At 65.7% G+C, this 21,633-nt stretch carries 25 protein-coding genes and 1 pseudogene; 15 read left to right on the top strand and 11 right to left on the bottom strand.

Features of this window, described 5'->3' with window-relative positions; translation table 11 throughout:
* Nucleotides 1–181: 181 nt before the first annotated feature.
* The 3 genes from cgtA to proB are packed head-to-tail and all read left to right on the top strand — an operon-like array spanning nucleotide 182 to nucleotide 2,854.
* On the top strand, nucleotides 182–1,294 hold the full coding sequence (gene cgtA, locus ACL58G_RS30090; RefSeq protein ID WP_413343620.1) for an Obg family GTPase CgtA: 1,113 nt from the start codon (nucleotides 182–184) through the stop codon (nucleotides 1,292–1,294).
* A 4-nt stretch (nucleotides 1,295–1,298) separates the two neighbouring features.
* Complete coding sequence (locus ACL58G_RS30085) at nucleotides 1,299–1,739, top strand: hypothetical protein (protein ID WP_413343621.1); 441 nt, start codon at nucleotides 1,299–1,301, stop codon at nucleotides 1,737–1,739.
* Nucleotides 1,736–2,854: a glutamate 5-kinase gene (proB, locus tag ACL58G_RS30080; protein WP_413387016.1), complete on the top strand. Its 1,119-nt coding sequence runs from the start codon at nucleotides 1,736–1,738 to the stop codon at nucleotides 2,852–2,854. Before ACL58G_RS30085 ends, proB begins: the two co-directional genes overlap by 4 nt.
* Before the next feature lie 484 nt (nucleotides 2,855–3,338).
* On the opposite strand, the gene ACL58G_RS30075 is transcribed toward proB, so the two are convergent.
* Nucleotides 3,339–3,731, bottom strand: a complete 393-nt coding sequence (locus ACL58G_RS30075; RefSeq protein ID WP_413387017.1) for a VOC family protein — start codon at nucleotides 3,729–3,731, stop codon at nucleotides 3,339–3,341.
* A gap of 191 nt (nucleotides 3,732–3,922) precedes the next feature.
* Here ACL58G_RS30075 and ACL58G_RS30070 point away from each other — a divergent pair, with 191 nt between their 5' ends.
* The 3 genes from ACL58G_RS30070 to ACL58G_RS30060 are packed head-to-tail and all read left to right on the top strand — an operon-like array spanning nucleotide 3,923 to nucleotide 6,469.
* On the top strand, nucleotides 3,923–4,624 hold the full coding sequence (locus ACL58G_RS30070) for a MotA/TolQ/ExbB proton channel family protein (RefSeq protein ID WP_413387018.1): 702 nt from the start codon (nucleotides 3,923–3,925) through the stop codon (nucleotides 4,622–4,624).
* On the top strand, nucleotides 4,614–5,033 hold the full coding sequence (locus ACL58G_RS30065) for an ExbD/TolR family protein (RefSeq protein WP_413341346.1): 420 nt from the start codon (nucleotides 4,614–4,616) through the stop codon (nucleotides 5,031–5,033). Before ACL58G_RS30070 ends, ACL58G_RS30065 begins: the two co-directional genes overlap by 11 nt.
* A 2-nt stretch (nucleotides 5,034–5,035) precedes the next feature.
* The gene (locus ACL58G_RS30060) at nucleotides 5,036–6,469 is read left to right on the top strand and encodes a cell envelope integrity protein TolA (RefSeq protein ID WP_440964106.1); all 1,434 of its coding nucleotides are present in this window, start codon (nucleotides 5,036–5,038) and stop codon (nucleotides 6,467–6,469) included.
* On the opposite strand, the pseudogene ACL58G_RS30055 reads toward ACL58G_RS30060, so the two are convergent.
* Nucleotides 6,459–6,671, bottom strand: a pseudogene (locus ACL58G_RS30055) (helix-turn-helix domain-containing protein); the annotation flags it as partial. The gene ACL58G_RS30060 and the pseudogene ACL58G_RS30055 overlap by 11 nt on opposite strands.
* A gap of 51 nt (nucleotides 6,672–6,722) precedes the next feature.
* Here ACL58G_RS30055 and ACL58G_RS30050 point away from each other — a divergent pair.
* Nucleotides 6,723–7,082, top strand: coding sequence for a cupin domain-containing protein (locus tag ACL58G_RS30050; RefSeq protein ID WP_440964104.1), 360 nt, complete (start codon nucleotides 6,723–6,725; stop codon nucleotides 7,080–7,082).
* 12 nt (nucleotides 7,083–7,094) lie between these two features.
* On the opposite strand, the gene nth is transcribed toward ACL58G_RS30050, so the two are convergent.
* Together nth and rsxB are read right to left on the bottom strand one after the other, a co-directional pair.
* Complete coding sequence (gene nth / locus ACL58G_RS30045) at nucleotides 7,095–7,742, bottom strand: endonuclease III (RefSeq protein ID WP_259448886.1); 648 nt, start codon at nucleotides 7,740–7,742, stop codon at nucleotides 7,095–7,097.
* 7 nt (nucleotides 7,743–7,749) lie between these two features.
* A complete protein-coding gene (rsxB, locus tag ACL58G_RS30040) occupies nucleotides 7,750–8,436 on the bottom strand; it encodes an electron transport complex subunit RsxB (RefSeq protein ID WP_440964101.1) in 687 nt (228 codons plus the stop codon).
* Between the two features lie 170 nt (nucleotides 8,437–8,606).
* On the opposite strand from rsxB, the gene ACL58G_RS30035 reads away from it, so the two are divergent.
* Together ACL58G_RS30035 and ACL58G_RS30030 are read left to right on the top strand one after the other, a co-directional pair.
* Nucleotides 8,607–9,086, top strand: coding sequence for an RcnB family protein (locus ACL58G_RS30035; RefSeq protein WP_413387022.1), 480 nt, complete (start codon nucleotides 8,607–8,609; stop codon nucleotides 9,084–9,086).
* A 166-nt stretch (nucleotides 9,087–9,252) separates the two neighbouring features.
* Nucleotides 9,253–9,663: a VOC family protein gene (locus tag ACL58G_RS30030; protein ID WP_413387023.1), complete on the top strand. Its 411-nt coding sequence runs from the start codon at nucleotides 9,253–9,255 to the stop codon at nucleotides 9,661–9,663.
* Nucleotides 9,664–9,716: 53 nt separating this feature from the next.
* Here ACL58G_RS30030 and ACL58G_RS30025 read toward each other — a convergent pair whose 3' ends face one another.
* The 4 genes from ACL58G_RS30025 to ACL58G_RS30010 form a co-directional block, all read right to left on the bottom strand.
* Nucleotides 9,717–10,952, bottom strand: a complete 1,236-nt coding sequence (locus tag ACL58G_RS30025) for a polyhydroxyalkanoate depolymerase (protein WP_440964099.1) — start codon at nucleotides 10,950–10,952, stop codon at nucleotides 9,717–9,719.
* A gap of 234 nt (nucleotides 10,953–11,186) precedes the next feature.
* Nucleotides 11,187–12,278: an NAD(P)/FAD-dependent oxidoreductase gene (locus ACL58G_RS30020; RefSeq protein ID WP_056123168.1), complete on the bottom strand. Its 1,092-nt coding sequence runs from the start codon at nucleotides 12,276–12,278 to the stop codon at nucleotides 11,187–11,189.
* Between the two features lie 133 nt (nucleotides 12,279–12,411).
* Entirely contained in the window at nucleotides 12,412–12,735 is a 324-nt protein-coding gene (fdxA, locus tag ACL58G_RS30015; RefSeq protein WP_413387025.1) for a ferredoxin FdxA, read from the bottom strand.
* Nucleotides 12,736–12,907: 172 nt separating this feature from the next.
* Nucleotides 12,908–14,443, bottom strand: a complete 1,536-nt coding sequence (locus ACL58G_RS30010) for a hypothetical protein (protein ID WP_440964096.1) — start codon at nucleotides 14,441–14,443, stop codon at nucleotides 12,908–12,910.
* 155 nt (nucleotides 14,444–14,598) lie between these two features.
* Between ACL58G_RS30010 and ACL58G_RS30005 the strand changes: the two genes are divergently transcribed.
* Entirely contained in the window at nucleotides 14,599–14,877 is a 279-nt protein-coding gene (locus ACL58G_RS30005; RefSeq protein WP_413387027.1) for a polyhydroxyalkanoic acid system family protein, read from the top strand.
* Here ACL58G_RS30005 and ACL58G_RS30000 read toward each other — a convergent pair whose 3' ends face one another.
* A complete protein-coding gene (locus ACL58G_RS30000; RefSeq protein ID WP_258851041.1) occupies nucleotides 14,878–15,129 on the bottom strand; it encodes an acyl-CoA-binding protein in 252 nt (83 codons plus the stop codon).
* A 132-nt stretch (nucleotides 15,130–15,261) separates the two neighbouring features.
* Nucleotides 15,262–15,618 carry an FKBP-type peptidyl-prolyl cis-trans isomerase gene (locus ACL58G_RS29995; RefSeq protein ID WP_036235195.1) on the bottom strand — a complete coding sequence of 119 codons (357 nt, stop codon included), beginning with the start codon at nucleotides 15,616–15,618 and terminating at the stop codon, nucleotides 15,262–15,264.
* Nucleotides 15,619–15,803: 185 nt separating this feature from the next.
* Here ACL58G_RS29995 and ACL58G_RS29990 point away from each other — a divergent pair, with 185 nt between their 5' ends.
* The 4 genes from ACL58G_RS29990 to ACL58G_RS29975 are packed head-to-tail and all read left to right on the top strand — an operon-like array spanning nucleotide 15,804 to nucleotide 19,365.
* Nucleotides 15,804–16,775, top strand: a complete 972-nt coding sequence (locus ACL58G_RS29990; protein WP_413387028.1) for a YVTN family beta-propeller repeat protein — start codon at nucleotides 15,804–15,806, stop codon at nucleotides 16,773–16,775.
* Entirely contained in the window at nucleotides 16,775–17,533 is a 759-nt protein-coding gene (locus tag ACL58G_RS29985) for a polysaccharide deacetylase family protein (protein WP_440964092.1), read from the top strand. Before ACL58G_RS29990 ends, ACL58G_RS29985 begins: the two co-directional genes overlap by 1 nt.
* Before the next feature lie 21 nt (nucleotides 17,534–17,554).
* Entirely contained in the window at nucleotides 17,555–18,550 is a 996-nt protein-coding gene (locus tag ACL58G_RS29980) for a sterol desaturase family protein (RefSeq protein ID WP_413387030.1), read from the top strand.
* Nucleotides 18,547–19,365 carry an EI24 domain-containing protein gene (locus ACL58G_RS29975; RefSeq protein WP_413387032.1) on the top strand — a complete coding sequence of 273 codons (819 nt, stop codon included), beginning with the start codon at nucleotides 18,547–18,549 and terminating at the stop codon, nucleotides 19,363–19,365. The genes ACL58G_RS29980 and ACL58G_RS29975 overlap by 4 nt, the downstream gene beginning before the upstream one ends.
* 6 nt (nucleotides 19,366–19,371) lie before the next feature.
* Here the strand turns inward: ACL58G_RS29975 and ACL58G_RS29970 are convergent, their stop codons facing one another.
* Nucleotides 19,372–20,604: a WD40/YVTN/BNR-like repeat-containing protein gene (locus tag ACL58G_RS29970; protein ID WP_440964089.1), complete on the bottom strand. Its 1,233-nt coding sequence runs from the start codon at nucleotides 20,602–20,604 to the stop codon at nucleotides 19,372–19,374.
* Nucleotides 20,605–20,781: 177 nt separating this feature from the next.
* Between ACL58G_RS29970 and ACL58G_RS29965 the strand changes: the two genes are divergently transcribed.
* The gene (locus tag ACL58G_RS29965; protein ID WP_440964087.1) at nucleotides 20,782–21,582 is read left to right on the top strand and encodes a competence/damage-inducible protein A; all 801 of its coding nucleotides are present in this window, start codon (nucleotides 20,782–20,784) and stop codon (nucleotides 21,580–21,582) included.
* Nucleotides 21,583–21,633 lie beyond the last annotated feature (51 nt).

The raw sequence follows: 21,633 nt of genomic DNA, 5'->3' as shown, positions 1-21,633 counted from the left end.
GGCGTGCCCCGCCCGGTAAGGCGTCAAGCCTTGCAATCGATAGGCTCTGCCCTCCGGTAGGGCCTTTTTAATTTTCGGCGTTGTCACCGTTAAGTGCGGAACGTTCCGCGGCCGTTCGTCTATCATGGACGCCTGGTCCGCTTTTAACAGTGACACAGCCTTTCGTTTTGGTGGTCTCATCATGAAGTTTATCGACGAAGCACGCATCGAAGTCATCGCCGGCGACGGCGGCAACGGCTGCGCCTCGTTCCGACGCGAGAAATTCCGCCCGTTCGGCGGTCCGGACGGCGGCGACGGCGGCCGCGGCGGCTCGATCTGGGCGGTCGCCGACCGCAACGTCAACACGCTGGTCGACTTCCGCTTTTCCAAGGTCCACACGGCGCGCAACGGCGAGCCGGGCCGCGGTTCCGATTGCTACGGCAAGGGCGCCGAGGACGTCTACCTGCGCATGCCGGTCGGCACGCTGATCATCGACGACGTCACCGGCGAGATCATCGCCGACCTGACGGAGCACGAGCAGACCGAGCTGCTGGCCAAGGGCGGCGAGGGCGGCTGGGGCAACATCCACTTCAAGACGTCGACCAACCGCGCGCCGCGCCAGAAGACGGACGGCAAGGACGGCGAGCGCCGCGAACTGCGCCTCGAACTGAAGGTGCTGGCCGACGTGGGCCTGCTCGGCATGCCGAACGCGGGTAAATCGACGTTCATCACGGCCGTGTCGAACGCGCGCCCGAAGATCGCGGACTATCCGTTCACCACGCTGCATCCGAACCTCGGCGTCGTGCGCGTGTCGCATGCGAAGAGCTTCGTCATCGCCGACATCCCGGGCCTGATCGAAGGCGCGGCGGAAGGCGCCGGCCTCGGTCACCAGTTCCTGCGCCACCTGAGCCGCACGGGCCTGCTGCTGCACATCGTCGACCTCGCCCCGATGGACGGCAAGACCGATCCGGTCAAGGAAGCCAAGGCGCTCGTGAAGGAACTCGAGAAGTACGACGAGGAACTGCTCAACAAGCCGCGCTGGCTCGTGCTGAACAAGCTGGACGTCGTACCGGAAGAAGAGCGCAAGAAGGTGGTCAAGGACTTCGTCAAGCGCATGGGGTTCAAGGGCCCCGTGTTCGAGATCTCGGCGCTGAACCGCGAAGGCTGCGAAGACCTCGTGCACGCGATCTACAAGTATCTCGAAGAGACGCGCCACAGCGCGCAGCGCTCGGAAGAGACGCAGATGACCGAGGAAGCGCGCGGCATCTCGTCGATCGATCCGGACGATCCGCGCTTCAAGATCCTCGAAGATTAAGTCGTTGGCAGTCACCTTCGCCCCGACCGCAAGCAGCACCTGGCGCGCGCGCCTGCGCGGCCAGCTGCTGTCGGTCGCGGCGTCCGCGCATTCGCTGGCCGCGCTCGCGGCCCTGCTGGATCCGGACCGCGTGGCGGATGCGATGGGACTGTTCCCCGTGGGCGTGAACGGCTACAGCCAGTTCTTCGCCCTCTACGTCGGAGTGCGCCTCGCCACCGCGGGGCTGGCTCTGCTGGCGGCCAGGCAGGGCGACCAGCCCATCCTCGGCGACCTCGCAGCATTGTTCATCCTGGCGCAGCCGGTCGGCCGTCTCGTCGCGGCCTTCGCGATCGGCCTGCCCCAGGGCTTATTGTTCGTCGTCAGCGGGATCGAGCTGGCGGTCGGCCTGGCGCTGATCGGCCTGCGCCCGCAAGGACGCTTCCTGTCAATCCGACCGTCGCCATGAACTCCGTTATCCAGTCTTCCAGCCGCATCATCGTCAAGGTCGGCTCTTCTCTCGTCACCAACGAAGGCCGCGGCCTCGATCACGAGGCCATCGCGCGCTGGGCCGCGCAGATCTCGTCCCTCCGTTCGCTCGGCAAGGAAGTCGTCCTCGTGTCCTCGGGCGCCATCGCCGAAGGCATGCTGCGCCTGGGCTTCACGTCGCGCCCGACCGACATCCACGAACTGCAGGCCTGCGCCGCGTGCGGCCAGATGGGCCTCGCGCAGATCTACGAGACGAGCTTCCGCAGCCACGGCGTGAAGACAGCGCAGGTGCTGCTCACGCACGCCGACCTCGCGGACCGCGAACGCTACCTGAACGCGCGCTCCACGCTGACCACCCTGCTGGGGCTGGGCGTCGTCCCGATCATCAACGAGAACGACACCGTCGTCACGGACGAGATCAAGTTCGGCGACAACGACACGCTGGGCGCGCTCGTCGCCAACCTGATCGAGGCGGATGCCCTCGTGATCCTGACCGACCAGAAGGGCCTGTACTCGGCCGACCCGCGCAAGGATCCGTCCGCGCGTTTGATCGAAGAAGCGCAGGCGGGCGACACGTCGCTGGAAGCGATGGCCGGCGGCGCCGGCAGCAGCATCGGCCGCGGCGGCATGCTGACGAAGGTGCTGGCCGCCAAGCGCGCCGCCCGTTCCGGTGCGCACACGGTGATCGCGTGGGGCCGCGAAGACAACGTCCTGACGCGCCTCGCGCACGGCGACGCGATCGGCACGCAGCTGACGGCACCGACCGCGCGCCTGACCGCGCGCCGCCAGTGGATGATCGACCACCTGCACACGGCCGGCCAGCTCGTGCTGGACGCGGGCGCGGTGCAGAAGCTCGTGAAGGAAGGGAAGTCGCTGCTGCCGATCGGCGTGACGGCCGTGCGCGGCGAATTCGGCCGCGGCGCCCTCGTGGGTTGCGTGGACGAAGCGGGCACCGAGATCGCGCGCGGCCTCACCAACTACACGAGCGGCGAAGTCAAACGCATCATGCGTCACTCGTCCGGCGAGATCGAGGGCATCCTCGGCTACGTCGAGGCGCCCGAGCTGGTGCACCGCGACAATCTGGTCCTTATCTGATTCTCTCCGGGCCGGCGCGCAGGGTGGGCACCCCGTGCCCACGCGTGACGTTTGCGATTTGTTGGCGTTACGCGTGGGCGGAGGGCCGCCCACCCTACCAGACCATCCACAGCAGGTATACGCCGCCGATCGCCTTCACGACTGGTCCTGATCTGATTCTCTCCGGGCCAGCACGTAGGGTGGGCACCCCGTGCCCACGCGTGACGTCAGCGGTTTGTTGGCGTTACGCGTGGGCGGAGGGCCGCCCACCCTACCAGACCATCCACAGCAGGTGTACGCCGCCGAGCGCCTTCACGACTGGTCCTGATCTGATTCTCTCCGGGCCGGCGCGCAGGGTGGGCACCCCGTGCCCACGCGTGACGTTTGCGGTTTGTTGGCGTTACGCGTGGGCGGAGGGCCGCCCACCCTACCAGACCATCCACAGCAGGTATACGCCGCCGATCGCGCAGGCGGTGCAAGCGCGAAGCATCATGTGATCTTCCTTTCAAGCGGGATCGTGGCACACCACGCACAGCTTGTTGCCGTCGGGGTCGCGCACGTAGGCCCCGTAATAGTGCTCGTGGTAGTCGGGGCGCAGGCCCGGCGCGCCGTCGCCGCGGCCGCCGTGCGCCAGCGCGATCTCGTAAGCCGCATCGACGGCCGCGCGGTCGGGCGCGAGCAGGGCCGTCATCTGGCCATTGCCGGGTGCGTGCGGCTGGCCGTCGTACGGCGCGCCGATGAGGAACAGCGGGCGCGCCCGGCCCGCTTGCTGCCAGCCGGCCCACGGGCGCGATCGGTCGCAGAAGCGCGCCTCCAGCCCCAGCGCCGCCAGCAGCGGTTGGTAAAACGCGAGCGCCCGGTCGAAATCGCCGACGCCGATGAAGACATGGGAAAACATGGTTGCCTCGTCGTGAAAATACCATTCATCATACTGAAAATTTGCTAATAACTAATTTCATGCGTATGGAATAGTGGACTTCCACAAAATGGTAATTTTCATTGCTATTAAAGTGTAATTTAGTTACCAAACAAAGAATCATCTGTGCTAAATTGGCGCGTAAATCAGTTGTTTCCATTGAAAGGAAGACGATGTCCCGATTGCGCCACCTCGGCCTGTATGGCCTGCTGTCGACTGCCTTCCCGGCCCATGCGCAGGGCCTGAACATCGCTTCCGAGCTGCTGCATGGCGGCATGGGCATCGTCGCGATCGGCGCGTTGTCCGTGCTGGCGCTGGCCGTGACGTTCGAGCGGCTCGCCAACTTCCGCCTGGCGAAAGTGGCGCCGCCGGAGCTGGCCGCGGAGGCGGAGACGTTGTGGCGCACGGGACGCTTCGACCAGTTGCGCGAACGGGTGGCCGACGGCGACAGCAGCCTCGCGCGCATCCTCGGCTGGATGGTCGAACAGCGCCACCTGCCGGCCGAAAAGCTGGCGGCGCGCGTGGCGGAGATGGCGGGCGTCGAACTGCGCCTGCAGCAGCAAAAGGCGTACGCGCTGAACGTCGTCGCGACGGTCGCGCCGATCGTCGGCCTGCTGGGCACCGTCATCGGCATGATCGAATCCTTCCACGTCATCGCGTTCAACGGCATGGGCGATCCGACCCTGCTGGCGGGCGGCATCTCCAAGGCGCTCGTCAACACGGCGGCCGGCCTGTCGGTGGCGCTGCCATCGCTGGCCATGCACCACGTCTTCCGCAACCGCATGGTCGGCATCGGCATCGCGCTGGAGCGTCAGCTGAACCGCGTGCTGGACGGCATGCCGGCGCGCACGCTGGAGGTCGTCCATGCGCATTGATCTCGGCGACGACGAACAGCCCGAGATCGGCCTGATCGCGCTGATCGACTGCATCTTCTTCCTGCTGATGTACTTCATGGTCGCGACGTCGTTCCGGCACCCCGACGGCGAAAAGCCGGAGAAGGACATGCCCATCGTGCTGCCGACGTCGCAGGTCAGCCTCGATCGCGCGAAGGCGGCGCCGGCGCCGCTGGTCATCGGCGTCGATGCCGGAGGCGGCCTGTATATCGACCGCAAGGAGGTGTCGACGCAAGCCCTGCACGACCTGCTCAAGCGCGAGGCGGCGCGCGATCCGGCGCGGCCGGTCCGCATCGACGGCGACCAGTCCACGCGCTATCAGGACATCGTGCACGTGCTCGAGCTGTGCCAGTTCGAGGGGCTCACCCACGTGTCGATGCACACGCGCTGACGATGTTCGCCGACGATACTCCGAGGCTCGCCCCGGCCTTCGGCCCCCTGCGGCGGCATCCGTTCATCGTCCTGTCGCTCGTGCTGCATGCGGTGCCGCTCGTCGCGCTGTATCACTTCGGCACCCAGCGCATCGAGATCGCCCAGCGCGAGCGCCAGCAGCGCCAGGTCGAATCGGGCGCATGGCTGACGGTGCAGGCCCGCCTCGAAAAGCGCGTGCACGACATGGCGCGGATCCAGTCCCTGCTCGCACAAAGCGCGGGCAAGCAGCCTGCCGGGAACAAGGAAGACGAGGTGCAGTTCAGCGCGCAGCCGAAGGCGCCGGACGAATTGCTGAAGCAGGCGAAGGACCTGGCGCGCAAGATCGACGAGATCGAGCGCGACACCAAGGCCGAGCAACTCGCAAAGTTGCTCGACATCCCGAAGGAAAAGGCGTTGGAACAGGTCGCGGAGAAGGCCAGGGCTGAGGCGCCGCCTGCCGCCGAACCGCGGACGCCCGCCGAAGCGGCGGCGCAGATCGAGCAGCTCGAAGCGAAGGCACGCGTCGCGCTGGAAGAGCGCCGCCACCAGCTGGAGCAGCAGCAGAACGGCGTGCAGGTCGCGGCCGACGCGGCGGGTGCGGCGCAACGCGGCGCGGGCAAAGGCAATGGCAAGGGCAAAGGCAAAGGCAATGGCGAAGGCAAGGGTGACGGCCAGGGCAATGGCCAGAGCGGACAAGGCCTCGGGAACGGAAGCGCCGGCGGCGTGGGCCGTCAGATGCTGGACCGGATCGCCGCGTTCACGAATCCCGACCTGCCGGATCGAATGACGAAGGCTTACCTCGGGGGCGCGGGCACCATGTTCGGCGGCGGCGTCGCGCACATGCCCACCGTCGACGCGGCCACCATGGTCAAGGGTACGGGCCGGATGATCGGCGCGGGCGGCACGTACGCGAACCGCGTCTGGGTCAACCGCTGGTACCTGATCGGTCCATTCGACGGACGGCACGGCGCAGGGCTGTTCGCCAATTACCATCATCCGCCCGAGCAGGGCGTCGTGCTGGATGCCGCCTATCGGGGCAAGGGCGGGCGCCTCGTCAAATGGGACTACGTCGACATGGCGCGCTATCCCCTGGAGCCGCCCGTGCACGCGGAAGACGCCGTGTACTACGGCTATACGGAGTTGATGCTCGACGCGGAACAGGACCTGACGATCTGGGTCGGCGCGGACGACGATGTGCAGCTGTGGCTCAACGACCGGCTGGTCTGGGAAGGAGGAAACGCCAACAAGGACTCGTTCTTCGGCCAGGTCTACGAGACGCGGAATACCTTTGTGCGCGACTACAACCTGAACGAAGGCAAGCGCGTCGTGCACTTCCGGAAGGGCCGCAACAAGCTGTTCTTCAAGCTGTCGAACGGGCCGACGCGGATCTTCTTTTCGCTGGTCCTCACGAAGTGAATGCGGCGCCGCGCTGCATCTTTTGCCAGGCCGACGGCGTCACGCCCACGCTGCCCTTGAAGCGCCGCGTCAGGTGGCTCTGGTCCGCGAAGCCGCATTCCAGCGCGACGGCGGCGAGCGGCGTGCCGCGGCGGATCAGGGCCTGCGCCTGCGCGACCCGCACGGCGTTGAGGTACACGTGCGGCGGCATGTGGTAGGCGGCGGTGAAGGCGCGGGGGGGGGGGGGCCCACAATGGGTTTTTCATCGGGAGGCATGATGCACACTGCAATCGACCTGGCCGCCAAGCTGGTGACGTTTACGGAAGCCTTTCAGCCCCGCACGGTGGCCCTGTTCAACGGCCACGACGTGATGGTCGCGAAGCTGCGCGGCGAATACCACTGGCATGTCCACGACGACACCGACGACTTTTTCCTGGTGCTCGACGGGCGCGTCGAGATCGACCTCGAGGATGGTTCGACGGTGACGCTCGATCCCGGCCAGATGTTCGTCGTCCCCAGGGGCATGCGCCACCGGCCGCGCGCGCAGGGAGAGGCGCACATCCTGCTGATCGAGCCGACGGGCACGCCGAACAGCGGCGACCCGTCGACGGCGGCGCCGCGCCGGGTCATCTGACCCGGATGGCCGTTACGCGTCCTTCGGCGCCGGCGTCTTGTCCTTGTACTCGCACAGGTCGTTGATGATGCAGTTCCAGCACTTGGGCGTGCGCGCCACGCACGTGTAGCGGCCGTGCAGGATCAGCCAGTGGTGGGCGTCGTGCAGGAAGTCCTTCGGCACGAACTTCAGCAGCTTCATCTCGACTTCGTCGACGTTCTTGCCCGGTGCGATCTTCGTGCGGTTCGCGACGCGGAAGATGTGCGTGTCGACGGCCATCGTCGGTTCGCCGAACGCGGTGTTCAGCACGACGTTCGCCGTCTTGCGGCCCACGCCGGGCAGGGCTTCCAGTGCCTCGCGCGAGCGCGGCACCTCGCCGCCGTACTGGTTCACGAGGATTTCGCACGTGGCGATGACGTTCTTCGCCTTGTTGTTGTACAGGCCGATCGTCGAGATATACGTCTTGAGCTCGTCCAGGCCCAGGTCGAGGATCGCCTGCGGCGTGTTCGCGACCGGATACAGCCTGCGGGTGGCCTTGTTGACGCCGACGTCCGTCGACTGCGCGGACAGCAGCACGGCGATCAGGAGTTCGAACGGCGTCGTGTATTCGAGTTCGGTGGTGGGATGCGGATTGGCGTTGCGAAAGCGCGTGAAGATCTCGAGGCGTTTGGCGGGATTCATCGATGCGTCAGTCTTTCTTGTCGGAGACGGCTTTCTGTTTCGCGCGCTCGATGGCGGCGGCGATGATCGCGCGCTTGCGTTCCTTTTCCGCCAGCTCCTCCGCCGTATTCGTCGTTTCCGCCGTCACGGCACGCATCTTTTCCAGCGCCTTGGCGGCCAGGCGCGCGTCGTTTTCTTCCTTCTCGCGGCGCAGGCGCTCGGTGCGGAAATCGTGGCGGGCGCGGGCGGCGTCGGCCTGTTCCTGCGACCACGCGGCCCAGCCGGTCGGCTCGCTCGCGGGGTCGTCCGTGCGCGGGATCATCGCGATGCAGTCGACGGGACAGGGCGCCACGCACAAATCGCAGCCCGTGCACAGGCTCGGGATGATGGTGTGCATCTGCTTGGCGGCGCCGAGGATCGCGTCGACGGGGCAGGCCTGGATGCACAAGGTGCAGCCGATGCACAGGCTCTCGTCGATGAACGCGACGGGACGCGGCCGCTCGACGCCGTTGGCCGGGTTGATCGGGATGACGGGCCGTCCGGTGACCCTTGCCAGCCGCGCGACGCCTTCCATGCCGCCGGGCGGGCACTGGTTGATCTCGGCCTCGCCGCGCGCGATCGCTTCCGCGTACGGACGGCAGGCGGGATAGCCGCACTTGGTGCACTGGGTCTGCGGCAGCAGGTCTTCGATCTGGTCGGCGAGCGTCTTGGTCACGGCGGTGCTACTTCGAAACTGGATAGACCGTCATTATCCGCTAAAAGCCCAATGCAGTCGAAATGCACCTGGGTAATTCAATCTGCATACGTTCGTGATGCAACGTACGGAGTGCAAGATGAGTCTGGTGGTCTACTGGAGTCCAGGCAACGAATTACATGGAGGGTCTTATGAACAAGAAGCACCTCGCGATGTCCACGTTGCTGGCGGCGCTGCTGAGTGCTGCCGGCGCATCGAGCTTTGCCCAGGACCGCTACCACGGTGACCGTGACGATAGCCGCTATAGCCAGCGCGACAATGATCGTGGCGACCGCCGCATCGACAACCGGAGCGACCGGCGCGGTGACGACCGCTACGACCGCCGCAATGACGATCGTCGCGACGGCTATCAGGCCCGCGGCGGCGGCCGCTACGGCGACGAAGGTTCCGGCGGGGCGCGCCGTTGGGATGGTGCCGGGCCCAACCACGATATCCGCCGCGGCGGGCGCCTGCCGTCCCGCTACCGGAATCACCAATACGTCGTGGACAACTGGCGCGACCACCATTTGCGGCCTCCGCCGCGGGGTTATCACTGGGTGCAGACAGGCGGCGATTATGTGCTGGCGGCCATTGCCACCGGCGTCATCGCAGACCTGATCATCAATCACTGACGCCGCGGGCTGCCTTCAAGGCGGCCCCGGCAGGTGAAACGCCAGGCCGTTCCCGTTCGCGCGGGGACGGCCTTCTGTTATTCTTGACGCGCCAACAACAAAAGAAAGGAGGACATCGTGTACCACGCATTCCTGGACCATTCACTTCACCGAACCAGCGACCTTTATGCAAGCGATTCCAACGATCTATTTTCCCGGCCTGTGCGCCGAAGCCCTTTCTTTTTATCGTGACGTCCTGCACGCCGACGTGCTGTTTCAGTTGACGGCGATTCCCGATGCACAGCCACGGTTCCTCGCGCCAGGCAGTCCCGGCAAGATCATCCGGGCCGGCCTGCGCTTCGGCGAGTCGACCATCTATTTCTCGGAAGGCCACCACCCCGGCCAGGCGCCCGCGTTCTCTGGCTTCTCGATGAACCTGCACGTGGACAGCGCGGACGAGGCGGTGCGCATCCTGCAGGCGCTGGGCGAGGGCGGCGACGTCCGCGTCCCGTTGCGCGCCACGGCGTGGGCGGATGCGTTCGGTGCCGTCATCGACCGCTACGGCCTGCACTGGATGATCGAAACGGGCACGCGTTAACGAAAAATGCCGCGGTCCAGGCCGCGGCATTTTCAAAGGGACATTCGCAACGCTCAGGCGTTCTTGCGGATAAATTCACCGATCATCGGGCAAATGATCTCGCGCCAGCGGCGGCCCGAGAAGATGCCGTAGTGGCCGCACTTCGGCGCCGTGAACTGCTGCTGCTTCTCGGCCGGGATGCCGGTGCACAGGTCGTGCGCGGCATGGGTCTGGCCGGCGCCGGAGATGTCGTCCAGCTCGCCTTCGATGGTGAACAGCGCCACGCTCTCGATGTCTTGCGGACGCACGAGCTGGCCGCCCACTTCCCACGTGCCTTTCGGCAGGCGGGTTTCCTGGAATACCGTTTTAATCGTTTCCAGGTAATACTCGGCCGGCATGTCGAGGACGGCGTTGTACTCGTCGTAGAACTTGCGGTGCGCTTCCGCCGAATCGTCGTCGCCGCGCACCAGGTGCTGGTAGAACTCGCGGTGGCTCTGGGCGTGGCGGCCCGGGTTCATCGCGATGAAGCCGGCGTGCTGCAGGAAGCCCGGATAGACTTTGCGGCCGAAGCCCGGGTAATTGCCCGGCACGGCATAGATCACCGTGTTCTCGAACCACGAATATGGCTTCTCGACTGCCAGGTCGTTGACGGCCGTCGGCGACTTGCGCGGGTCGATCGGACCGCCCATCATGACCATCGACTTCGGCAGCCTGGCATCCTTGTTCGTCGCCATCAGCGAGATCGCGGCGAGCACCGGCACGGTCGGCTGGCACACGGAGATCACGTGCACGTCCGGGCCCAGGTGGCGGATGAAGTCCTGCACGTAATAGATATAGTCGTCCAGGTGGAACGGACCGTCCGACAGCGGCACCATGCGCGCGTCGACCCAGTCGGTAATGAAGACGTCCTGGTCCGGCAGCAGGGCGCGGACCGTGTCGCGCAGCAGGGTCGCATGGTGGCCCGACAGCGGGGCCACGACGAGCACCGTCGGCTGCTTGAGCGCGGCAAAGTCCGCGTCGCTCATGTCTTTCTTGAAGTGCAGCAGCTTGCAGAACGGCTTGCTGACCACGGGGCGTTCCACGATGCCGACCGTCTGCCCGTTGATGATGGTCGAGGTCAGGCCGAAAGCAGGTTTCTCATAGTCCTTGCCGAGGCGGTACATCAGCTCGTAGCCGGCAGCGATACGCTGCGAAAACGGGGTGTGCGCGAACGGTGAGACTGGATTCGAAAACAGTTTGGCAGAGGCATCGGCCCACTGCATCAGCGGGTTCAGGAAGGAGCGTTGCATCTCGTGCAGTTGATAAAGCATAATTTTTCCTTCATGACTCTGTGCGCAATTGCAATCGTTTGCGCTACGTGTGCGGTGAATTATAGGCTCATTCGGCTTGGCGTGGGGCAACAACGAGCCTGAGTCACAATCTGTTTATTACTGCGTTGCACAATATGTATCACACTTGTCAGCACCCGGTTCGTTAAGTGCACTACATAAGAAAAATGCCCCGCACAGGCGGGGCATTTTCGTCGTGACTGAGTTACGGAACGGTCAATCGAACACAGGCGTTTCGACGCCGAGGATCTTGTGCAGCTTCGGCGACGTCGTCGTGTACTGCATGTGGATCTTCTTGTCCGGGAAGATGTACGGCGCGGCGCCGAAGGCGGCCAGCGCGGCTTCGTGGAAGCCCGACAGGATCAGCTTCTTCTTGCCCGGGTAGGTGTTGATGTCGCCCACGGCGAAGATGCCCGGCACATTGGTCTCGAACTTCTCGGTGTCCATGACCTTCAGCTGGCGGCGTTCGATGTCCAGGCCCCATTCGGCGATCGGGCCCAGCTTCGGCGACAGGCCGAAGAACACCATCAGCATGTCCAGCGGCACGCGGCGGGTCACGCCGTCGGCGCCGGTCACCTTGACTTCGGACAGCTGGCCATCCTTCTCGTCGAAGCCGGTGACCTGGCCGGTGATCAGTTGCATTTCGTAGTCTTCGCACAGCTGCTTCATCTTGGCGACGGAAGCCGGGGCGGCGCGGAAGTCTTCGCGACGGTGCACCAGCACGACGGATTCGGCCTTGCCGACGAAGTTCAGGGCCCAGTCCAGCGCGGAGTCGCCGCCGCCGCAGATGACGAGGTTCTTGCCTTCGAACAGGCTCGGATCCTTGACGCGGTAGAACAGCTGGCTGTTCTCGAACTTCTCGATGCCGTCGACCTTGATCGTGCGCGCCTGGAACGAACCGACGCCGGCAGCGATGAAGATGGTCTTGGTGATGAAACGGGTACCGGTCGACGTCTCGACGTTGAAGCGGTGGTCTTCACGGCGCTGGACGGTGGTGACTTCCTGGCCCAGGTGGAAGGTCGGCTCGAACGGCTCGATCTGCTTGAGCAGGTTGTCGGTCAGTTCCTGGCCGGTGCAGACGGGCACGGCCGGGATGTCGTAGATCGGCTTGTCCGGATACAGCTCCACGCACTGGCCGCCGACGGCCGGCAGCGAATCGATCACGTGGGCCTTGATCTCCAGCAGGCCCAGCTCGAACACCTGGAACAGGCCGACCGGGCCCGCGCCGATGATCACGGCATCGGCTTCGATGGCGCCGGCAAAGGAGCTGTTGGGAGCGATGGTGCCCACTTCGGGGGTCGTAGTCATGCTGATTTCCTGAAAATTATGTACGGTAGGTAGGCGAGGGCGGATAGTGTGCCACGAATGGCGCACACCTGCAGGGACCGGCAAAGGACGCCGGCCACGGCCGGCGCTCCGGCGGGCCGGCGTTCAAGAACGATTAGCGGACCAGTTGGTCCAGCTTGCTCTTGACGTCCTTCCACTCTTCCGCGTCCGGCAGGGCCGGCTTGGTCTTGGTGATGGACGGCCAGTTGCGTGCCAGTTCGACGTTGAGCTTGATGAATTGCTGCTGGTCCGACGGCACGTCTTCTTCCGCGTAGATCGCGTTGACCGGGCATTCCGCCACGCACACGGCGCAGTCGATGCACTCGTCCGGGTCAATGGCGAGGAAATTCGGGCCTTCCCGGAAACAATCTACCGGGCATACATCCACGCAATCGGTATAGCGACAACGGATGCACGATTCGGTGACAACGTGGGTCATAACAGTCCTATCAATGAGTGGAAGCGGCGGCGTGTATTGTTCGAAGAGCGTTCGCCGGACGCGGCAAAGCACTGTATTTTAGGGCAATTCTGCTTCTACGACAAATCAGGCTTATACACAATACACATAAGCAAATGTATTCGGAGTCCGCTCGCCGGGCCGCTTCCAGGGCTCATCGAAGCCTGTCCGTAGCCCCCAGGTCCACTACCGCCGTCGTCGCGACGGCCGCGCCGGAATCGTCCGTCACCGTGACCGTGGTCAGCGCCACGGCCGCCGGCGGCGCGCCGGCCGGACCGGACCGGCCGTGCGCCGCGCACCAGCGCGCGAGGGCGTCCGCCTCCGCCTGCAGCACGCGTTCGACATCGTAGTATTCGGCCAGGTTCATCGTGCCGCAGCAGGCGCGCCGATCCTGGCGCGCGCCGGGCGCGTCGGTCACGAGCGGCGCCAGGCGCAGGCCGGCCGGGTGGTCGCCCGTGATCCCGGCCGGCACGGCGAACACCTCGCGCTGGGCGAACCGGTCGCGGATCGCGTTGACGACGGCCTGCGGTTTGCCGTCCTCGAAGGCCAGGCGCAGCATCTCGTTGGCCACGTCGGCGAACGTGGCGGCCGTGTCCGGGGCGGCCATCAGCGCGCGCAGCACGAGTCCGCGCAGCCATCCGGCCACGCGGTGCAGGACGCTGGCGCAATCTTCCAGCGCGGGATCGCGCTCGAGGGCGAACACGTCGGCCAGGATGTCGTAGACGGCGCCCGTGAACACCTGCGAGATCGCGTGCACTTCGGTCCCGGCTTCGGACAGGGTGAGGTCGTTGTCGGCATTGCGCAGCCCGGTCGTGCTGCCCAGGGCGAGGCCGAACTGCTCGGCGATGTCGGCCAGGAAGGTCTTGTCGTGCAGGTGCGCCTTGGTCTGGGCGATGACGGCCTCGCACTGGTCGAGCTGGGACAGCGCGAGGAAGATCGCCGTCAGGTCGCCGAACGATTCGTGCAGGCCGCCCGTCTGCGGCGGATTGTCGGCCAGCAGCCATTGCGGCTTGAGGCCGTCCAGCACGGCGTGGCCCGTTTCGTGCGAGACGATGTCGAACGAGCGGCACGTGTACACGCGCGCGGTTTCGCCGGCCGGCACGAAGTCGCCGAACTTCAGGCACGCCTGCGCGCGGCTGTAATAGGCATTCATCACGTTCGGCAGGCCGTATGGCCAGACCTGCAGCGGCGCCGTGTCCACGCTGCTGTTCCATTGCCAGGGCAGGGGCATCGCGCTGCCGGCCGTCGACAGCGCGCGCTGGTACATCGTCAGGGTCTGGCGCACGACGGCGAACGTGTGGACGGCGTCGAACTGCGGCGTATCGGGCATCGTCACGAAGTCGCCGAAGGCGTTCGGCTCGACCGGCGGGATGCCGGCATCGCTGGAGGCCAGCACGATGCGCGCGTCGCGCGGACCGGCCAGCACGACGCCGGGCAGGAAGACCTTGCGCGTGCCGATCTCGTCCACCGATGGATCCTGCTTCCACATCAGCACGCGTGCGCCGGACGCGTAGGGCAGGGGCACGTCACCCGGCTGGCTGCCTTCAAATGCCGACGCGCTGCCGGGGCCCGATTGCGGCCGAGGCCGGCCCGGCTGGTCGAGCAGTTGCGCGGCCTTGCGGTGCTGGCGATACGAGGCGGTGGGCGTCGGCACGAAACCGACGGGGGGCTGGGTGGGCGTCGAATCCATGGGAATCCTCCTTGATGACACGAGGAATGGTCGCCCCTTGCCCAAGTTGGGTTTTGAGACTCATCAATTGATTATTCTCCAGGCAAGCGCTGGCCTTTGCGCCCATCAACTGGCATCATGGCGGGCTGTTTGCTTTGAATCAGTAAGGAAATCGAATGCCGGACATCAGCATCACCCAGCCGCACAGCCTGAGCCAGACCGACGCGCGCGCCGCCGCGCAAAAGGTGGCGGACAAGCTGGCCCGCGAATATGGCCTGACGTGCAAATGGGAAGGGGACGTGCTGCGTTTCGCCCGCAGCGGCGTGGAGGGGGCGCTCACGCTGGGCGAGCGCCAGGCCGCGTTGCGCATCAAGCTGGGGTTTTTGATGAGTGCTTTCGCGTCCGCCATCGAACAGAAGGTGGCGGAAAGCATGCGCAAGACGTTTAACGCTTGATTACTTCAGGTCTTCGATCAGGTCGACGTACTGCTGCATCGCGTCGTCCTGCGACGTGCCTTTCAGCGCGGCCCACGCGTCGTACTTGGCGCGGCCGACCATGTCGGTGAAGCCGGGACGCTCGCCCGTGACGTCGCCGCTCGACCCCTGCTTGAACAATGCGTAGATCTTCAGCAGGGTCATGTTGTCCGGACGCTCGGGCAGGTTCTTCGAATCGATCTGGGCCTGGGCGAACTGTTCTTGCAAACTCATGGTAACTCCTTTGACGATGTGCGGGCATCTTAGCCCATCATGTTCGGAATTACGCCCGATTTGACCGGATTTTAGAATAATTGCTCGGTTGGCATCGTGGGCTCGGGGAGCCCACCAATGCGTCGGCGAAAATTAAACGTCCAGCAGTTCCACGTCGAAGATCAGCGTGGCATTCGGCGGAATCACGCCGCCGGCGCCGCGCGCGCCGTAGCCCAGGCTCGCCGGGATGATCAGGCGGCGCGCGCCGCCCACCTTCATGCCCTGCACGCCTTCGTCCCAGCCGCGGATCACGTGGCCGGCGCCCAGCGGAAACTGGAACGGGTCGTTGCGGTCCTTGCTGGAGTCGAACTTGACGCCGGTGCTGCCGTCGTCGTTCTGCAGCCAGCCGGTGTAGTGCACGGTCACGTAGTTGCCGGCCTTCGCTTCGGCGCCGCTGCCGACGACGGTGTCTTCGTATTGCAGGCCGGAATTCGTGGTGGTGATGGACATGGGTGTTCCTTGTTGTTCAGAGTGAAAGGCCGATTGTAGTCCATGACCTGTCAATGCGCTATTAACGGTCTGTCCACTGTGTTGCGGCGGCGCGCCGCTTGCGTGCGATTCCATCGTTCTGCGCTTCGGAGCGTTCAAGTTTCCCCGTAGAATAAAGCTTCCTTCCACTGAGTCCGTCTGGTTCCATGCCGCGTCGCTTCTGCAAGTCTCTCATCCCTGGTTTCGTGTTGTTTTCGGCCATCCAGGCTGCCCACGCGAACGTCGTGGTCGTACTCAATTCGCGCGACGCCACCGTCCAGCTGCTCGACCAGAAGACGGGCGCCGACAACGGCACGTTCGCGGTCGGCAAGGAGCCCCATCACCTGATGGCCACGCCGGACAACAAGTCAGTCATCGTCGCCAGCTCCGTCGGCAACGAACTGATCTTCCTCGACCCCATCTCGGGCAAGGTGCAGCGCCGGCTGGCGGACGTGCTCGACCCGTACCAGATCGGCTTCTCGCCGGACCAGAAATGGTTCGTGTCGGCGTCGCTGCGCCTGGACCGCGTCGACGTCTACAAATACGAAGGCGGCAACCTGTTGCTCAGCAAACGGCTTCCGCTCGCGCGCATGCCCAGCCACATCGCGTTCGACGCGGCCAGCACGACCGCGTTCGTGACGCAGCAGGGCAGCGACCAGGTCAGCGCCATCGACCTGAAGACGCAGACCGTCAAATGGACCCTCCCGGTCGGCAAGCTCCCGGCCGGCATCTCGATGACGCCGGACGACAAGTACCTGCTCGTCGGGATCATGGGCAGCGACTACGTCGAGGTGATCGACTGGCGCGCGCAGAAGACCGTCAAGCGCATCAAGACGGGCAACGGCGCCCACAACTTCCGCGCCCTCGGCGACCGCCGCCACGTGTTCGTGTCGAACCGCGTGCAGAACTCGATCAACATCATCGACCAGGTCACCCTGGAAAACGTCGGCATGATCCCCGTGCCGGGCGGCCCGGACTGCATGGAACTGACGAACGACGGCAAGACCTTGTGGGTGACGCTCCGCTGGATCAAGAAAGTCGCCGTGATCGACGTGGCCAGCCGCAAGGTCATCAAGATGATCCCCGTAGGCCGCTCGCCGCACGGCGTGTTCTTCGCCAACGCGGCGCCGCGGATGTGATGCTGCGTCTCGCCGCCGCCGCACTGCTGGCGGCCAGTTCCAGCGCGCACGCGGGTGACGCGCCCGCATGCAAGGGCACCGTCTACCTGACGTTCGACACGGGGAGCCAGTCGCAGGCCGGGCTGATTGCCGACACGCTGCGCCGCCACCACATCAAGGCGACGTTCTTCCTCGCCAACGAGAAGACGGTGCGCGGCGACTGGTCGCTCGATCCTTCGTGGGCGGACTACTGGAAGGCCCGCGTGGCGGAAGGCCACGCGTTCGGCAGCCACACGTTCGACCACGTGTATTTCCAGCGCGACGAGGCGGATGGCCGCATCGTCGTCAAGCCGCAGTTCGGCGCGCATGCGGGTCGGAAGCTCACCTGGACGCAGCAGCAGTACTGCGCCGAACTGCGCCGCGTCGACGCGCGCTTCGAACAGCTGACGGGCCGCCGCCTGGACCCGATCTTCCGTACGCCGGGCGGCCACAGCTCGCCCAACATCCTCGCGGCCGCGAAGGCATGCGGTTATCAACACGCGGGCTGGGCGCCGGCCGGCTTCTCGGGCGACGAGACGTCCAGCGACAAATTCCCCAACGCGGTGCTGCTGAAGCGCGCACTGGACAACCTGAAGGATGGCGACATCTTCATGGCCCACATGGGCATCTGGTCGCGCAAGGACCCGTGGATGCCCGCGAACCTCGAACCGTTGATCTCCGGTCTCGAGCGCAAAGGCTTCTGTTTCGCTACACTGAGAGCGCATCCGGACTACCGATAAAAATATGATTCAGCTAACGACATGAGCCAGCATTTCCTCGATGGTTTCGCCTTCCTGCAGGGATGGCTGTTCGAGAACGCGGTCGAACCCGCAATGTTCGCCATGGGCCTCGGCGAATACATCGAAGACGCCTTCGAAGGCATCGAATGGTTCCTCGCCGGCCTGTGCGAAGTGGCCGCCCTGTACCTCGTGCTGCGGCCGCTGGAGGCGGTCATCCCGGCGCAGAAGATGACGGACCGCCGCGCGCGCATCGACGATTTCATCTACACGCTGATCCACCGCCTCGGCTTCTTCGGCATGGCCGTGTTCTTCACGCTCGACCCGGTCATGGACGGCATCGCCGCGGCGCTGCGCATGGAAGGCGTCCGCCCGTTCAACCTGGAGAACCTGATGACGGGGTTCCACCCGCTCGCCAGCTTCCTCATGTACCTCGTCGTGCTGGACTTCTTCGATTACTGGTTCCACCGCGGCCAGCACAAGTTCCGCTGGTGGTGGGCCCTGCACAGCCTGCACCACAGCCAGCAGAACATGAATTTGTGGAGCGACGACCGCAACCACCTGCTGGACGATCTGCTGCGCGACGTCTACATGGCCGTCATCGCGCTGGCGATCGGCGTGGCGCCGAGCCAGTACGTGCTGCTCGTCTCCGTCTCGCGCGCGCTGCAAAGCCTGCAGCACGCGAACGTGCGCATCCACTTCGGCCGCTTGGGCGAGCGCCTGCTCGTGTCGCCGCGCTTCCACCGCACGCACCACGCCGTCGGCATCGGCCACGAATCGCAGGGGCGCGAGCTGGGCGGCTGCAATTTCGGCGTACTGCTGCCCGTCTGGGACCAGCTGTTCGGCACCGCCAACTTCGCGCCCGGCTGGCACGGCACGGGCGTGCGCGACCAGTTCGCGCGCACCAATCCTGATGGGAGTGTACGTCCCGCGCGCGACTACGGCCGCGGTTTCTGGCGCCAGCAGTGGCTCGGCCTCGTGCGCCTCGTCGAAGCCGGCAACCGGCGCAACGCGGCATGATGCGCCCCGTCGCCATTGCCTACGGCCGCGCGCTGCGCTCCCAGTTCTCGGGGCGCATGCTGCTGTTGTCCATCGTGCCGCTGCTGCTGTCGCTGGCGTTGTGGGGCGGCCTGCTGTACGCCGGCATGCAGCCGCTGCTGGACTGGCTGCACGCGGTCTTCGCCGACTACGGCCTGTTCGAGACGAGCGGCAGCATCCTTGCCACCCTCGGCCTCGGTTTCCTGAAAACGCTCGTGATCCCGCTCGTGGCGATGCTCGTGCTGCTGCCGCTGATGATCATCACGTCGCTGCTGTTCATCGGCGTGGGCGCGATGCCGGCCATCGCGCGCCACGTCAGCCGCGTGCAGTTCCCGACGCTCGAGCGCAAGGAGGGCGGCAGCTTCATGGGCAGCCTCGGCGTCAACCTGTCGGGCATCGTCGTGTTCGCGCTGCTGTGGCTCGTCACGCTGCCGTTGTACGCGCTGGCGCCCGTCGCCATCGTCGTGCAGGCCGTGCTGTGGGGCTGGCTGACGGCGCGCGTGATGGGGTACGACGCGCTGGCCATCCACGCCAGCCCGGAGGAACGTCGCACGATCATGCACGCGCACAAGCGCTCTCTGCTACTGATCGGCACCGTGTCGGGCCTGCTGGGCGCGTTGCCGGGCGTCGCGTGGATCGGCGGCGCGCTGTTCTCCGTCGTGCTGTTCCCGTTCCTGGCCGTGCTGTCGATCTGGCTCTACCTCGTGATCTTCATTTTCACGGGCCTGTGGTTCCAGTATTTCTGCCTGCAGGCGCTGGCCGACCTCCGGGCCGGCCAGGTGTCCAAGGACGTGTAAAGCGCGTCAAGGCGTGCCCAGCGTGACGAGCACGAGGCGGCCCTGCGCGCCTTTCGACTCGTTGACGGTGACGAGCACGCGTCCCTGCGGATCCTGGGCGATGGCCGTCACTTCCGCCACCGACGCATCGTCCAGGTTGCGCGCATAGCCGGGCAGCAGGGGCGACAGGTCCGTCCACGTCGTGCCGCCATCCTTCGACCAGGCCAGGTACGGCTTCTGCGTCGCCTTGTCGAAGCCGCCCGCGACGAGCGTGTCCGGCTTGCCCGCGAGGGCCAGCAGATGCCGGATGTACGGGTAGTTCCCGCCGCCGCTGAGCGGATGCCGGATCACGAACTTGAACGACTTGCCGCCATCCTCGCTGCGCAGCAGGCCGCCCTCGACGCCGGCGAACACGCGCTGGGCGCCTGTCGCCTGGATGAATTGCACGTTGCGGTTTTCCAGTTCCGGCAAGGCGACGGGGAGAGCGTCGCGCGATGCGAGGCTGACGCCATCCGCAGCCAGTTGGTAGGCGCGCAGGAACGCGAAATCCAGCGGGCATTCGCCGCCGACGAGCAGGCGGTCGCCGACGATCTCGAACGCGGGATGGGTGCAGATGTCCTGGTCGAAGAAGCCGGTCAGCACGCGCCAATGGGCGCCGCCGTCGTTCGACGCGAGAACGTTCTGGCCGCCGCCGGCATTCGTGTACAGGCGGTCGTTCACCTGTTTCAGCTCGTCCATCGACAACGTCGTGCACGTGCTGCCCACGCACGCTTTCAGGCCGGCGTCGCGCGGCACGAAGGTGGTCCGGTCGGCACTCAACGCGCACAGCGCGTGTTCGGGGCGCGCGTCCGGGCCCTTGTCGTACCAGGGCTGGAACAGCCACAGATCGGATCCCAGCATGCGCAACGATGGCGCGCGCAGGGGCCAGGTGCCGCCGTCTTCGCGCGCGAGGCCGCATTCGCCCAGCGCGACGCCGGTCCACGCGGAATCCGCCCGCAGCGGCAGGCTGGCATGGACGACGGCCGTGTCGGTGGTCGCGGTATTCGACAGCGACAGCCAGGCGCTGTCGCCACCGAAGGCGATGCTGTCGATGCCGCCGGCCGCTGTCGCCAGCACGTCGGCGCGCGCCGGTTGTGCGACGGGGGCCGTCGGCTGGGTGGCGACCGGCGGCGATGCGGCCGGATCGTCCGGGCCGCCGCAACCGGCAAGCAAAAGGACCAGCGCGCACGCGCCGGCGACATGTCGTCCTGATGGAATCATCGTTCATCCTGTTCGGCGCCGCGCAGCCCGCGGCCGGCGCGCCGATTCTAGGAGGGGAGCCGTGTAGCGTCTTGGGGGCCTTTGTCACGAGTTTGTCCGCAAATGTCACACACGGTACGCGGCCACGGCGCGGCAGGCTCCGGCGCACTGTGGCACACTGGACGCATGGAGGACTGCATGTCATTCGGCCTCATCATCATCGGCGACGAGATCCTGTCCGGGAAACGCCGCGACCAGCACCTGCCCAAGGTGATCGAACTCCTGCGCGAGCGCGGCTTGCGCCTGGCGTGGGCCGAGATCGTCGGCGACGAACCGGACCGCATCACGGCCCTGCTGCGGCGCACGTTTGCGAGTGCCGACATCGTGTTTTCCTGCGGCGGCATCGGCGCCACGCCGGACGATCACACGCGCCAGTGCGCGGCGGCGGCGCTGGGCGTGCCGCTCGCACTGCATCCGCAAGGACGCGCGCTGATCGAGGAACGCATCCGCGAGACCGCGGGTCCGGACGCCGACCTGGAAGCGCCGGAGAACCTGCAACGCCTCAGGATGGCGGAATTCCCCGCTGGCGCGAGCCTGATCCCGAATCCGTACAACCGCATCCCCGGCTTCACGGTGGCGCAGCACCACTTCGTGCCCGGTTTTCCCGTGATGGCGTGGCCGATGATCGCGTGGGTGCTCGATACACTGTATGCGGACCAATTCCACCGCGAGGCGCGGCTCGAAAAGTCGTTGCTGGTGGTCGAGGCGGCGGAGGCGGCGCTCACGCCGCTGATGGAGGCGCTGGAAGCGCGTTACCCCGAAGTGCGCGTGTTCAGCCTGCCCAGCGTGGGCAATGCGCACACGCGGCGCCATATCGAATTGGGGGTAAAAGGCGACCCCGGCCAGGTCGAAGCGGCCTGGACCGACATGTGCGTGGAACTGGAAAGAATGGGTGCGGAAGTGCAACCGTTGCGGGTGGTGGACAGCAGTTCGAACTGAGTCGTTGTTTTTTTGCGAAAATGTCAGGACGACGTCAAAAAACTGCGTGAG

Origin of the sequence: Massilia sp. GER05 (assembly GCF_052056005.1) — a bacterium.
Classification (GTDB): domain Bacteria; phylum Pseudomonadota; class Gammaproteobacteria; order Burkholderiales; family Burkholderiaceae_D; genus Telluria; species Telluria orientalis.
This window is presented reverse-complemented; position numbering and strand designations above follow the sequence as displayed.